General features: G+C 33.0%; 10 protein-coding genes. 8 read left to right on the top strand and 2 right to left on the bottom strand.

Annotation, left to right across the window (positions count from 1 at the left end; translation table 11 throughout):
- Positions 1-182 precede the first annotated feature (182 nt).
- Both H6622_10680 and H6622_10675 read right to left on the bottom strand, forming a co-directional pair.
- On the bottom strand, positions 183-1433 hold the full coding sequence (locus tag H6622_10680) for an MFS transporter (GenBank protein MCB9061977.1): 1251 nt from the start codon (positions 1431-1433) through the stop codon (positions 183-185).
- Complete coding sequence (locus H6622_10675) at positions 1426-2415, bottom strand: nitronate monooxygenase (protein ID MCB9061976.1); 990 nt, start codon at positions 2413-2415, stop codon at positions 1426-1428. The genes H6622_10680 and H6622_10675 overlap by 8 nt, the downstream gene beginning before the upstream one ends.
- 124 nt (positions 2416-2539) lie before the next feature.
- On the opposite strand from H6622_10675, the gene H6622_10670 reads away from it, so the two are divergent.
- From H6622_10670 to cheB, 8 genes are all read left to right on the top strand, one after another.
- Positions 2540-5140, top strand: a complete 2601-nt coding sequence (locus H6622_10670; GenBank protein MCB9061975.1) for a hypothetical protein — start codon at positions 2540-2542, stop codon at positions 5138-5140.
- The gene (locus tag H6622_10665; GenBank protein MCB9061974.1) at positions 5137-5970 is read left to right on the top strand and encodes a DUF455 family protein; all 834 of its coding nucleotides are present in this window, start codon (positions 5137-5139) and stop codon (positions 5968-5970) included. The genes H6622_10670 and H6622_10665 overlap by 4 nt, the downstream gene beginning before the upstream one ends.
- Positions 5918-6958, top strand: coding sequence for a hypothetical protein (locus H6622_10660; protein ID MCB9061973.1), 1041 nt, complete (start codon positions 5918-5920; stop codon positions 6956-6958). Before H6622_10665 ends, H6622_10660 begins: the two co-directional genes overlap by 53 nt.
- Positions 6942-7637, top strand: a complete 696-nt coding sequence (locus H6622_10655; GenBank protein ID MCB9061972.1) for a hypothetical protein — start codon at positions 6942-6944, stop codon at positions 7635-7637. The genes H6622_10660 and H6622_10655 overlap by 17 nt, the downstream gene beginning before the upstream one ends.
- 80 nt (positions 7638-7717) lie before the next feature.
- Complete coding sequence (locus tag H6622_10650; protein MCB9061971.1) at positions 7718-10483, top strand: chemotaxis protein CheW; 2766 nt, start codon at positions 7718-7720, stop codon at positions 10481-10483.
- 7 nt (positions 10484-10490) lie between these two features.
- Positions 10491-10940 carry a chemotaxis protein CheW gene (locus H6622_10645; protein ID MCB9061970.1) on the top strand — a complete coding sequence of 150 codons (450 nt, stop codon included), beginning with the start codon at positions 10491-10493 and terminating at the stop codon, positions 10938-10940.
- A gap of 15 nt (positions 10941-10955) precedes the next feature.
- Positions 10956-13211, top strand: coding sequence for a methyl-accepting chemotaxis protein (locus H6622_10640; GenBank protein MCB9061969.1), 2256 nt, complete (start codon positions 10956-10958; stop codon positions 13209-13211).
- Between the two features lie 7 nt (positions 13212-13218).
- Positions 13219-14283, top strand: a complete 1065-nt coding sequence (gene cheB / locus H6622_10635; protein MCB9061968.1) for a chemotaxis-specific protein-glutamate methyltransferase CheB — start codon at positions 13219-13221, stop codon at positions 14281-14283.
- Positions 14284-14291 lie beyond the last annotated feature (8 nt).

Genomic DNA, 14291 nt, shown 5'->3' with positions numbered 1-14291 from the left:
AGATGTTAATCTCTTCTTTAAAGAAGAGATTGTCCGCAATAATTATATATTCCCAAAAGTTTGTTCACAGCATGATTGTAAAAGATACATACTCCAGAGGATATTTATTCAGACTTCAACTATTTGAAAAGACAAAGAAGTGCATAGGCAAATTCATTATATACACTTATTTCAGAAAATATCTAGGCCTGATCAAATGAGTTTTCATCACGATAAACTTGACCTTCGATTCCTTTGAATAAAGCTTTCATATTCGAAGAAGGAAGTCGAATAAAAATAAAAAATGCAAAAAAAGCAAGTGTTATCCATAAAATATTACTTGCTGGATAGTAGTCTCCAATAAACCCAATCAAAATTCCTCCAGTGACATTTGGAAAAACGAACGAGAGGTCCAATAAAGAATGAAGTCGGGCCAGATAATTTCCTTCAACTGATTGAGAAATATAGTTCAGGTGAGCAGTTATTCTGAAAATAACAACCACTCCCCAAACTGCAAAAACAAGCATAGATAAGTATAGATTTGAAGATAATAACCAAAAAAACATGAAAAACGGTTCGGCCATCACCGAGTATATTGTTAGTGGGCCAGTTTTAATTTTTCTAGATAGAAAACTACATAATGGGCCACCAAAGATACCTCCAACACCAAAGGCCCCGAGCAAGTAACCATATTCGGCACTTCCTTTAGAGAATTCTTCATTTAAATAGGGAAGTAATAGGGGAATGAGAACTCCAATACAAAGACCTGTGATTACAGAGTTCATAAACATTGCTTTTAGATCAGGTCGTTTTGAAATAAAAATTGCTCCTTCCTTAAGGTCATGAAAAAATTTTGAAGTTTCTTTTTTATTCTTTTCTTGATGTGAAGGAGGCCTGTAGACAAGTTTTAAAAGTAAAAAAATACCAAATGCATAAGTGATCAAGTCAAAAATGATGATTTCATTAATAGATTTAGAATATGAATACCACACCGGCCCAATCAGAGGGGCCACAAGATGTAAAATGGCCATTGTTGATCCAAATAATGAATTGGCCTGATTCATTTGTATCGGAGGTATCATATCATTAATCATGGCCTGTCTTGCAGGGTTGAAAAGTCCAGTAAATAGACCGATGAACCCGTTGATGAATATGACTAATGAAACGTTTTGCCAAAATAGAAGACATAGAACCACTGGAAAACGAATGAATTCACAAAAAAGGAGAATTTTTTTGCGGTTGATTTTCTCCGCGCTTACACCTCCAAGCATAGTTCCTAGTGTATAGAATGATAAGAATACGGCCCTGTTAATACCTAAAATTGAATTGTCTTTGTTAGAAAGTTCAAACAGAAAAACCGTAAGGGCCATATCTGTAACGAAAGATCCTAGCTCAGATATAGATGAAGCAATATAGAGTTTTCGATAATTGGGTTTTTTCAGGATTTCAAACATTCTTTAAATTTTTTAACTCCTCAAAAGCAATATTATATTCAGAAATAATACGATCAATGATCTCCTTGACTGAAGAAATTTCATGAACGAATTCAATCGAGGGCCCTGCACACCAGACACTTTTATATGTTGCTGCAAAGGCCGCCTTTTCAACTAGTTTCATGCCCTTGTAATAGGTGAGCATTTTAGCGTACTTTTTTATTTTTTTATTTGAATTTAAAAATCGCTCAAGCATATTTTGATCAACCCCAATCTTTTCTACATATGGGGTTTTAATAACAGTGCATGGAGTTCCTGAAACTTTAGTCGTTAATACAATATCTTTTGCTCCATAGTCTACCGCAGCTTTTTTGTATTCTTCACTTACGTGACTTTCTTTTGTTGCAATAAAAGGACTTCCAATCGAAACACCTGAAGATCCCATGGCCAGCACAGAAAGAAGTCCAGCTCCAGTTCCAACTCCACCAGCTGATATAACCGGAATTGAACAGGCCTTTTTTAACATTGGTATAAGTATTGAAGCGGGCGTTGGGCCAGCATGTCCTCCTGCTCCACTATTAACAGCAATAATTGCATCTGCCCCTAACTGTTCAACTTTCAATGCATACTCAATATCAACAACATCACAGAAAACTTTGATACCTAGAGGTTTACAAACTTCAATGACGGTTTTAGGCGAACCTAATGAAGTAATGATGAAGGCAGGTTTAACTTTGGCACAAACATCTAATTGTTTTTTTAGATGTATATTTGATTTATTTACAATTAAGTTTACACCAAAGGGCCCTTGTGTTTCTTTTCTAATTTTGTTTAAGGCCTCTTCAAAAAGTTCAGGAGTTCTGTAGTTTAAAGCAGGTACACAACCCATAAATCCACCATTTGCGGCCGCGATGAGCATATCTTCATTGCTTACAAGGAACATGGGAGCAAGGATAATGGGATATTTAATTTGAAAAGTTTCAGTTAGCCATGTATTAATCATTTTCTATCCTTAATTTAGTGGTAAGATTAGTTGCTAAATTCTACACAACAATTTTCGTTTTAGCAGCAAGTTTGGGAATCAATTCTCACTTGATTTATTATAACGCTATAGGTAATGGTATTGAATGATTGACTTAAATTCAAAGCAGATTTCAGAACTAATAATTTCAACAAAAAAACTACTCATTGAAGAAAATGATTTAGAAGAAAGTGACTTAAGGAATACAAAAGATGTTGAACAATTTCTTGCTAAAGTTTGTCCTTTAGCAAAGTCATTGAAGGATTTTTTTCATGAGTTTACGAGTTTAAGTTCAATTTTTGAAAAAGATTTTATTCCTTACGATATTTTCATCAATGTAGATAATTTGATTGAGACAGGTCTACTTGAACAATATTTATTTCCAGAAGCTTTAAAAGGGAAATTTACTGATGATGAAGGAAATTTTGTTGAAAATAAGTTGATTGAATCCATAGAGGAAGTTCAATCGTGGATGAAGTCCACTTTAACTCATCACGAACAGAGTAAGGATGAAATCAGGAAAGTTTTTGAAGTTGATTCTTTTCCAAAGTTAAATTTAAGTACTCTCAAGTGTTTGTGTATGGACTGCCAATCTGAGTTTCGTTCGAAACTACGTGATCAGATTGAAAAGCGAGGAAAGAATCTTATTCAAGAGAGAATTGATGAAATTGAATCCAATGTTGATGAAGGTCTTATTCTTTTTGAAAATTTTTATTCTGCCATCAATAAGTCTTTAGAAAAGTTAGTTAATCAGTTCAAAAAAGATCTCAGAAAATCAACATTAACTAAACTCGAGTCAAATTTAAAACAGTCTTTTAGAAGTGCGATTGTATTTCCTTCAGAATTGGCCTCAAAACATTGTGAAAATCTTAAAATAGAATTTGTAAAAAATTTAAGGTCTCAAGGTTTAAGGGGAGATCTTATCAGTCAGAAAGAGTTTGAGCGCTACTTTCTTCAACTTAAGACTAATATTTGGCGAGATGAACGTTATCATGAAAGGGAATTTAAAAAACTAGTTCAATCGGTCATGTTGCTTAAAAGGAAAGATATTTCAGGAAATATTCTCAAAGAATATCTAGGCGAGTTTTGGATTCACAGCAATGCTAGAAGAATCAATCGTAGAATTATTTATCACTGCGGCCCTACAAATTCAGGTAAGACATATCACGCTATTGAGGCCCTTTGTAAATCTCAAAAAGGATCCTATTTAGCTCCTCTAAGATTATTGGCCTCAGAGTTGTATGATACGATGAATTCAAAAGGTGTTAAGACGACACTATTAACAGGTGAAGAAGTTGTTGAAACGCAAGGGGCCACTCACTATTCTTCCACCATTGAAATGGCCAAACTTCAAGATCACTTTGATTGTTGTGTAATTGATGAAATTCAGATGATTCGCGATCCTCAGAGGGGATGGGCATGGACCAGGGCGCTTGTTAATTTACAGGCCGATGAGATTCATTTATGTGGTGATAAAAGTGTTCTCGATCTCGTTAAAATAATTTGTGATCTTTGTGGAGATAAACTCGAAGTCAAAGAATATGAAAGAATGACAGAATTAATTGTCGAAAGATCTCCAATACTTCTAAAAAGTTTGAAAAAAAATGATGCTCTGATCGTATTTTCTAGGAGAAACGCCTTAAAATATAAAAGAGAACTTGAAGGATTGGGTTTTAAAGTGTCTATCGTCTATGGTCGACTCAGTCCTGAGGTTAGAAGGGAGCAGGCCAGAAAATTTGATATTGGAGAAACTGATATAATTGTTAGTACTGATGCTATCGCAATGGGTATGAATCTTCCAATCAAAAGAATTGTATTTTCAACTTTGTTAAAATACATAGACTCCAAAGAATTTAGGATTTCAGATAGTGAAATTAAGCAAATCGCAGGAAGGGCCGGGCGATTTAATAGATTTCCTATTGGGCATGTGACATGTCTAGAGAGAGAGGAGTCAGGATTAGTAGATATTAAAAAGGCCCTTGAAACAATTCTTGAACAGAGTGAACACGCAATGGTTGGCCCTGATCTTGAAATTTATAATCAAGTTAATTCTGCCTTGAAAACCAATGGGCTACCATTATTAAAACTTTCTGAATTTTTAAGACTTTTTAATACGATGACTTTTAAAAATCCTTTTTTCTGTGTGGAATTGAAAGAGATGATTGAACTGGCCGAAATGGTTGAAGAGGCCGATGAGAAGGAAATTTTAAGCTCTTCAGAAATTTTTGGGTTTTCGTGTGCTCCTGTAAATTTGGGATTAATTGATCACGTGGAGTATTTTCATTCGATACTGACCTATTATGTGCAAGGTATGGCCATCGAATTTCCCAAAATAGATGCAAAATCGAAGGATATCGATTATTTGGAGACCTCTATAAAGTGCACAGAACTTTATCAATGGTTAGCAAGACATTTTCAAAATAAAAACTTTGTTTTCACTGAAGTTGAATTGTTAGAAAACAAAGGAAATGCTATTGAGAAACTTAACGAACTACTCTCTAAAAAGATGGTTCCAACTTGTTCAAGTTGTGGAGTTGAGTTACCGGTTAAATTTAATTTTAATATATGCGAAGAGTGTTTTAATCTGAAAAGGTTTTCATTTAAACGTAAAATTAGGCCAGGACACATTCATAAAGCAACTCACGGTAATAAAAAGAAATCTACAAGAAGAGGCAAGGGAAGAAAGTTTAGTGGGCCAAGAAAATGAACCTATTTTCTATTTCCGAGCATATTCTTTTTCATGGAAAACTTGAAGACAAACTTATTAAAATTGATCTGAACTCGATTGATTTATCTCATAAAATTAATCGAGAACTTCCCAAAGACCCAGCGAGGATCAAGAAGATTTCTTTTAGCAATGATAAAGTCAAATTTCCCAAAAAAGGTAATCTCTTTAAGAATCACGAAAAAGCAATGGCCCTCCATTTTTTTGCAAATCATGAATTACTGGCCATTGAAATAATGGCATATGCAATTTTGAAATTTTCATATATGGCCAAGGAAGATAATAAATTTATTATTGGACTTGCAAAAACTTTACAAGATGAGCAGAAACATTTGAAACTCTATGTTTCACGTTTAAATGATTTAGGATATGAATTTGGTGACTTTTCTTTGAATGATTATTTTTGGAGACATATAAATAATTTTGAAACTCCATCTCATTACTTAAGTGTTATGGCGCTAACATTTGAATCGGCCAATTTAGACTTTGCTTATTTCTATGAAAATCTATTTAAATTTTATCAAGATGAGGCCACGGCACATGTTCTTGGAGTTGTTTTAAAAGATGAAATATCTCATGTTCAATTTGGGTGCCACTATTTGAACAAGTGGAAAAAAAATAGCAAATTATGGGACTATTATTTAGAACATCTTCCACACCCATTAACTCCTGAAAGATCGAAGGGCATCAATTACAATCGAGATCTGAGGATTAAAGCAAAACTTAACGTAGATTTTGTGGAAAGTCTGGAATGTTATAATGATCAATTTACTATTACGAAAAGACAATCATGTAAATTATTGGAAAAGTAATTTTAATTATGAGTGTGAACTTTTTAATATTTCAAAAAAAATTCCAAATGAATTTGAATATCTTTTTTTTTATATTCAAGATCAAAATGATTATTTAGTCACTGATTTGAAATATGATGAAGACTTTTTAAGTGAAGTATCTAAAAGAATTGGTTTTTATCCAAAAATAACAAATAAGACAAATTTTGAAGTTAAAAATTGGTGGGGAGCACTAGAGGATACTAATCTCGAAAAAAAACTAAATAATAAAAAATATGCAGTTGAATTATCAAAAAAATTAAATATTGATAAGTTAAATACACAGTTAATTCAGAATAAACAAGAAGCAAGTATATATCTCGAAAAAGAAAAAGAGATATTTATGAGAGACCTTTATCTTTTTTCAGGGATGGGGTCTAAGAAAATTTCTAGGCAGATGAACACTGAATTTAAATTTCCAGTGATATTTTCAAAATATGAGCTTAAAAAACTCGATTTAAGTACAATTTTTTTACGAGGAAAGACACCTGTGACGATTATGTCATTAACGACAAAAACAGGGAGGTATGCAGGAAATTTACTTTTTTCAAATGATACAAATTATGAAACAGAACTCAGAAATTATCTTGGTGAACTCAGATACAATAATTTTCAAAAAGAAAGAGATCAAATTAATGAATATATCTTCAAAAATGAAAAAGTTGATTTTATACAGATGGATTCACTAGTTAGTCAAAACTGTGTTCACACACTTATTGAATTTAATTATAGAAATACAATCGGTTGCATTACATATCAAATATCTAAAAAGTTGAAAAAATTTGAGTTTGCTCTGTTCATTATATTGAAACCAAATGAAAATATCGCTGATTACAATATCAAAGGATGGAAAGAGAAAATTCGACTATCACCAGGAAATAAAAAATTTAATACCTTTTATCTAATCTTTGATTATAATAAATTTGTACCTTCTCAAATATTGAGTACTGTTTATGAAAATTTTAATTAGAGTCATTATTGGTATTGCTATTTTGGTATTTATTTTTTTCGATGTGGATAATGGTAAGAAAGACAATGAAACAGTAAAAACAACTAAAGAAGTTAGTAAAGATTCAAAAAAGATAAAAGAAAATAAAGTTGAAAATAAAGAGAATGTTGTAAAAGATTTAAAAAAAAAACCTGATAATGAAGCGAAAGTTAAGCAAAATACTCAAGAAACTAAAAAAAATGATAAAGAAGTCTCTCCACCAAATGTCAAAAACGAAAATAAATTACCTTTAAATAAAGAAGGATATACTGAAAAAATTAATGAAGGAGAGAAAATCTTAGTTCCAATTAACACTCCTTCTCAAGAAACAATTTTAAAAAATGAAGAATTAGCAAAAAAAGTAAAAGAGTTGGAATTAAGAACAAAGAAAAAAATTAGTGAAAAAGAAATGGAGAAAATTAATACAACACCTGACTATTTGGCCCAGGGAAGAGGACTTGTTTATAATTGTAAGGAGAAATTTTGGGCCTGTCTCAATCGATCCTCATATCGAAGATGTCAAAAAAACTACAATTTGAAAACCAAAAAAAATCAAAAAAAAGAATGTGTACCTGTTGAAGTCTACAATACAACTGATGAATGTGAAGTTATGCAAACTGAAAAAGTCAGTTATGCAAATATTCCTGCTTCGTGTAAGTAATTTTTTCCGCTATATAAAAATGTTTAAAATGTTAAAATTTGTATAGCTTATTCACCCTTTATAATTTGTTAGGGAACTGTATGTCTGAAGATGATAACCCTATTCTTAAAGAATTTTTAATCGAGTCATTTGAGAACTTGTCCAATATAAGCGATGAACTTACAAGATATGAGCAAGACGTATCTAATAGCGAACTTTTGAACTCAATTTATAGGAAAGTTCACACTCTAAAAGGTTCTGCAAGTTTCTTAGGCCTAAAAAAATTAGAGAAAATTACCCATATCAGTGAAAATATTTTAGATTACCTCAGAGAAGGTACGTTAAATCTCAACTCCAATATCATTGATGTTCTATATGAGAGTTTTGATACGTGTCTTAGTATATTAAAAGTGATTGAGAATTCAGCAGAAGAAGGTGATGGAGATTATTCAGAACTCTTAAGTAAACTTGAAAAAACATGCTCAGGGGATGAAATTGAAAATCTCGAGGAATTAAAGTTTCAAAAATATGAAAAAATGAATAATTCTGCTCTGGAAAATTTGAAACTTCCCGAAAACGTTACTCCAATCACAAAATCAAACAATATCGAAAACAAATCAACAGGGGCAGCTTGTATTAATCGAATGAAGGACGAAAATACTTCAAGAAAAGAGGCCACAAATAAAACAGTAAAACCTAATCAATCCAATTTGAAAAAATTTAATCCTAGGGAAAGTCTAATTCAGATCTCTGAGAAAGTTGAAAAAAATACATCTCAAACTCAACAAACCATGGGACCTAGAACTTCTCTTAAAGATTCAGTAGTCCGGGTAAACGTGCAATTATTAGATAAGATTATGAACGTTGTTGGGGAACTCGTTCTAAATCGAAATCAAATATTACAATTTGCAAATAATTTTGAGTCAGCAGATTTAAATCGTCTGGCCCAACAACTTAATGTTATTACCACAGAACTTCAAACTGATATAATGACTACCAGAATGCAACCTGTGGGTAGTGTTTTAAATAAATTTGAAAGAGTTGTCCGTGATTTGGCCAGATCACAAAATAAAAAAATAAAATTAGAAATTTCAGGACAAGACACTGAACTTGATAAAACTCTTTTAGAAGCAATTAAAGATCCAATGACTCATTTAGTACGAAATTCGACGGATCATGGTATTGAATTACCAGATGTAAGAGTTGAAAAAGGTAAGGAAGAAACCGGAAAAGTTACAATTAGGGCCTATCACGAGGGTGGACAAGTCACAATTGAAATTTCCGATGATGGTAATGGATTAGCAAAAGCAAAAATACTAAACAAAGCTCTATCAAAAGGACTTATTACGCAAGAAAGAGCAGAGAGGCTAAGTGATAAACAAATTCTAGATTTGATTTTTACAGCTGGTTTTTCAACTGCTGAACAAGTCACAAACATATCAGGCCGTGGTGTCGGTATGGATGTTGTTCGAACCAATATAGAAAAAATAGGCGGATCAATTGATATTGACTCCACAGAAGGAGAAGGAACTACTTTTAAATTAAGAATTCCACTTACTCTAGCAATTGTTCCTGCTCTAGTTATCATGTCTGGTGGGCGACGGTTTTCTATACCACAGACTAACTTAGTTGAACTCGTAATGCTCGAAGATAATGAAAAAAATCTTATTGAGAAAATCCACAATTCAGAATTTTATAGACTTAGGGGTGAGCTCATCCCAATTTTTAGATTAAATGATCATCTAGGTTTAGTTGAAGGAAGTAGTACTAATTTGTATGAGGAAAATATCAATATAGTCATTTTAAATGCTGATGGACAGACTTACGGGCTGATTGTAGATGTTGTTTTGGATACTGAAGAAATTGTTGTTAAGCCATTATCGAGAAAACTAAAAATCCTTTCTTTATACGGTGGAGCAACAATAATGGGAGATGGTCAAGTTTCACTTATTATAGATGCTCTTGGATTCTATAATACGGTTAATACTGGACATATTCTCAAGGGTGAAGAGAAAGATAAATCACATGCGGTTAAAACAGATCTAGGTGTGGATATTACGGAAACATTACTTTTTGAATTGGCAGATAATAGGCCCTATGCAATTGCTTTATCATTGATAAATAGATTAGAAGAAATTGATTCATCTATAGTGGAGTGGAGCGGAGATATTCCTCTTGTGAGATATCGGGGGACAACAATGCCTCTAGTTAGTCTTGAGAAAAAACTAGATTTGAATATTCCTTCAATCCTTGAGGATAAAAGTGTAAAAATCATTCCCGCCTTAGTTGTAAAAATTAAAGATAAATATGTGGGTTTTGTTGTAAAAGAGATAAATGATATTGCTATCTCTACTTCAGAAATAGATTTCGATTCATCTGATAGAGAAGGCATAATGGGGACACTTTTTGTAAATGAAAAAACTGTTACTTTAGTTGACATATATACTATTCTTGAAAAATCTGGATTTGTCTCCCGTGACATTGAAAAAGGAACGGCCTTTAAGAATCAAACGATTCTAGTTGTTGATGATTCTCAAATGTACAGAAAAGTTATCAAGGACCTTGTCGAAGAATTTGGGGCGAAAGTTCTATTGGCCAGAGATGGACTAGAGGGACTAGAAGTACTTAAAAAAGAAGAAATTGACTTAGTAATTTCAGATATTGAAATGCCACACATGGATGGTTGGTCTTTTGCAAAAGAAGTTAGAAGATCAAGTCATAATTATAAGGATATTCCTCTGATTGCCTTAACGACTCGTTTTGACCAAGTAGACTTAAGGAAATCTAAAGAGGTTGGTTTTACACAACATCTGGAAAAATTAAACAAAGAGGATATAATAGAAACTATAAAGCAATTAATTGCCTAGGAAGATTATGCAGGAAGCAGTATCAATTCAAAATGATGAGCATCAATTATGTGGATTCAGAATAGGAGATGGCCTATATGCTATTTCTGTTCTCGATGTTCAAGAAGTGATTAAATCTCAAAAAGTAACCGATGTCCCGTTGGCCCCAGATTATGTAAAAGGGCTCATTAATTTGAGGGGGCAAATTGTTACAAGCATTGATCTGAAAAAACTTTTTAAGATTGGTGAAACAAATAATCAATCTCATATGAACATTATTGTGCGTTCAGAAGAATCTCTCTACTCATTAATTGTCGATGAAATCCTAGATGTGATGAATGTAGAGGAAAAAAGATTTGAGCATACCCCAGATACGATCAATGAAAATTTGAGTAAGTTTATTTCTGGTGTATATAAATTGAATGATAATTTATTAATTTTATTAGATTTAAAAAAGATATTAAGTGTCGATCTTTAGGAAGGGGATATATCTATGGGTCAATTAAAAAGTAATCAGGGTCTTTCAGTTAACTCTGAAAATAATTTCGAAGTTCTCAGCTCTCATTTTCCATTTGCAATTTTTAACAAATCACAAGAACTTCTAAATGCAAATGAAAAATTTTGTTCACTTTTTGGATTTGAAGATAATCGTAAGGGACCTCAATCTTATAAAGAACTCATTCGCAAAGATTTGATAGATGGAATGTCGTATAAAAGACTTTGGAATGATCTTAAAAATAAAATGCCTGTCAATGGTGATTTTGAATTTCTTGCATTAAATGGAAACCCCATTTGGATTCATGGTACTTTTATTCCGACTGATGACCAAATTGTTTTTTATGGATCTGACATTACTGATTCCAAAAAAATATCCATTGAGGCATCTATTAGAAGAAGTATGCTTGATTTATCCCCCATTAATACAATGTTATCTTCGCCAACTGGTGAGCTTCTCTACATGAATAAAAACTCAGTAAAAACATTAAAAACACTTGAGCAATATTTACCAGAAAAAGTTGAAAATCTTATTGGAAAAAGTATCGATATATTTCATAAAAATCCTGAAGTTCAAAGAAGAATTATTATAGATCCTTCAAATCTTCCTCATAAAGCAATTATTCAACTTGGGCCTGAAAAACTTGACCTTTTAGTATCTGCTGTCCAGGATGAGAATGGAAAATATCTAGGAGCAATGGTTAACTGGTCTATCGTGACTGAAAAGCTTGAACTTGAATCTCAATCTTCTAAACTTAATCAAATGATTGATTTATCACCAATAAATACAATGCTGGCCAGTAGAACTGGTGAACTTCTTTATATGAATAAAAAATCTACTGAAACCCTCAAAGGTTTAGAACAGTACCTTCCAGATAAAGTTGAAAACTTGATTGGAAAAAGTATAGATATTTTTCATAAAAACCCTGATGTTCAAAGGAGAATTATTTCTTCTGCTTCAAATTTGCCTCACAAAGCAAGAATACAATTAGGACCTGAAGTTTTAGATCTTCTTGTTTCTCCTATTGTTGATAAGTCTGGAGAATATATTGGGCCAATGGTAACTTGGGATGTAGTTACAGAAAGAGTGAAAAGTGAAGAAATTATGATTAAAATGAAGCAAATGGTTGATCTATCACCTGTTAATACAATGCTTGCTTCTCCTGATGGAACGCTAGAGTACTTGAATAAAACATCAATAAAAACATTAAAAACATTAGAGCAATATTTACCAGACCGTGTTGAAAATCTAATTGGGAAGAGTGTAGATTTGGTACATAAAAATCCGGCCGGAGCAAAAAGAATTTTTTCTAATCCAAACAATTTACCACATAGAGCAAAAATTCGTCTTGGGCCAGAAACTCTAGATCTTACTATTTCTCCTGTTTATGATAATGATGGCGTATTTCTTGGGCCAATGGTGAACTGGTCACTAATTACCTCAAGTGTTAAACTAATTGATGAGTTAACTGATTCTTCTAAGCAACTTACTGAGGCAGCGAGCAGCCTTCTTGCAACGGCAAATACACTGTCAGCGGCAGCTGAAGAAACATCAGCACAGGCCAATACAGCAAGTGTTGCCTCTGAAGAAGTAAATGCTGGAGTACAAACTGTTTCAACAAATATGGAAGAAATGGTTGCTTCGATTAAAGAAATTACAAAAACAACCAATGAAGCTTCAAAAATGACAAATGATGCCCTTGGTATGGCCAGAAATGCAAATGAAATTATCAATCAACTTGGTGAAAGTAGCATGGATATCGGAAATGTTATTAAAGTTATTTCTTCAATTGCACAACAAACAAATCTTCTCGCACTAAATGCTACTATTGAAGCAGCAAGAGCGGGCGAGGCCGGAAAAGGATTTGCTGTTGTTGCGAATGAAGTTAAAGAACTTGCAAAACAAACGGCCAAAGCAACAAATGATATTACTAAGAAAATTGAAACTATTCAATCTGATTCAAAAAATGCTGTAACTTCTATTAGTGAAATTTCAGATGCCATTGAAAAAGTAAACGGTTATGCAAGTAATATAGCAGCTTCAGTGGAAGAGCAGGCAGCAACAACAAATGAAGTGACTAGAATTGTAACCGAATCAGCTGAAGGGGTTGCCCAAATTAATGAAAATGTTTCTCAAGTTTCACAGGCCGCAGGAAATACAGGTAAAGAGGCACAAAGTGCGCAAACATCTTCGCAAAAACTTGGAGAGTTAGCAAATAGACTTACTGAGATGGTTAGGAACTTAAACAGTTAGGAAGAGCGTGAATATTTTAATAGTAGATGATTCCATTGTTTTTAGATCTGCAATAAGCAAGGCCCTTGAGGGGGAGGAAAACATTAATGTTGTGAACGCTGTTCCCAATGGGAAGATTGCAATTGATTATCTAAAACAAAATTCAGAAATAGACTTGGTGACTCTTGATCTTGAAATGCCAGTTATGGATGGGATGGAAACTCTTAAAGTTCTAAGAAGTTTTAATAGGGATGTAAATGTTATTTTATTTTCATCCCTCACTGTAAGAGGCGCAGAAAAAACAATTGAAGCTTTGGCGCTTGGTGCAGATGACTTTGTCGCAAAAATAGAAGGTAAGGGTGATATTGAAGACAGTATCACAATGATAAGAAATGAATTAGTTCCTAGAATTAAGGCACTAAACAGTCGTAAAGTGAAACGTTCTGTAATTGATAAGAATATTTACGAAAAAAAGAACGCTGAAAAAGACTCTGAAATCTTTACTATGCCAGAGTTTCTGATAAAGCCTAAACTTCTTTGTATTGGGGCATCAACTGGTGGGCCAGAGGCATTGGCAAGTATATTTAGAGGAATTGACACAAGATTAAGTATTCCGATTTTATTAGTTCAACATATGCCTCCGTATTTCACAGCAAAACTTGCTGAATCTTTGAATAAATTAACTCCTGTTGAAATTAGAGAGGCCAAAATGGGTGAGTATCTTGAACCCGGAGTATGTTATCTGGCCCCTGGTGATTATCATATGAAACTGCTGAAAGACGGAAGAAATTATAAAATTGTTCTTAATCAAGGTGAAAAAGTTTGTCACGTAAGACCATCTGTAGATGTTACTTTTAAATCTGTAGCAGATTGTTTTGATGGACAAGTATTGTCGATTGTCCTTACTGGAATGGGGGATGACGGGGCCGAGGGTTCTAAAGCACTAGCTAAAAAAGATACTTATATATTTATTCAGGATAAACACACAAGCATAGTATGGGGAATGCCCGGTGCAGTTGATAGAGCAAATGTTGGAGCAAAGATAATCCCTTTAGATAAAATAAATGAACTACTTTTAAAGTATTGTGTATAGGAATTTTT

The organism is Halobacteriovoraceae bacterium (genome assembly GCA_020635115.1).
Taxonomy (GTDB): domain Bacteria; phylum Bdellovibrionota; class Bacteriovoracia; order Bacteriovoracales; family Bacteriovoracaceae; genus JACKAK01.
The sequence above is the reverse complement of the archived record's forward strand: the minus strand, read 5'-3'. Positions and strand labels throughout refer to the sequence as shown.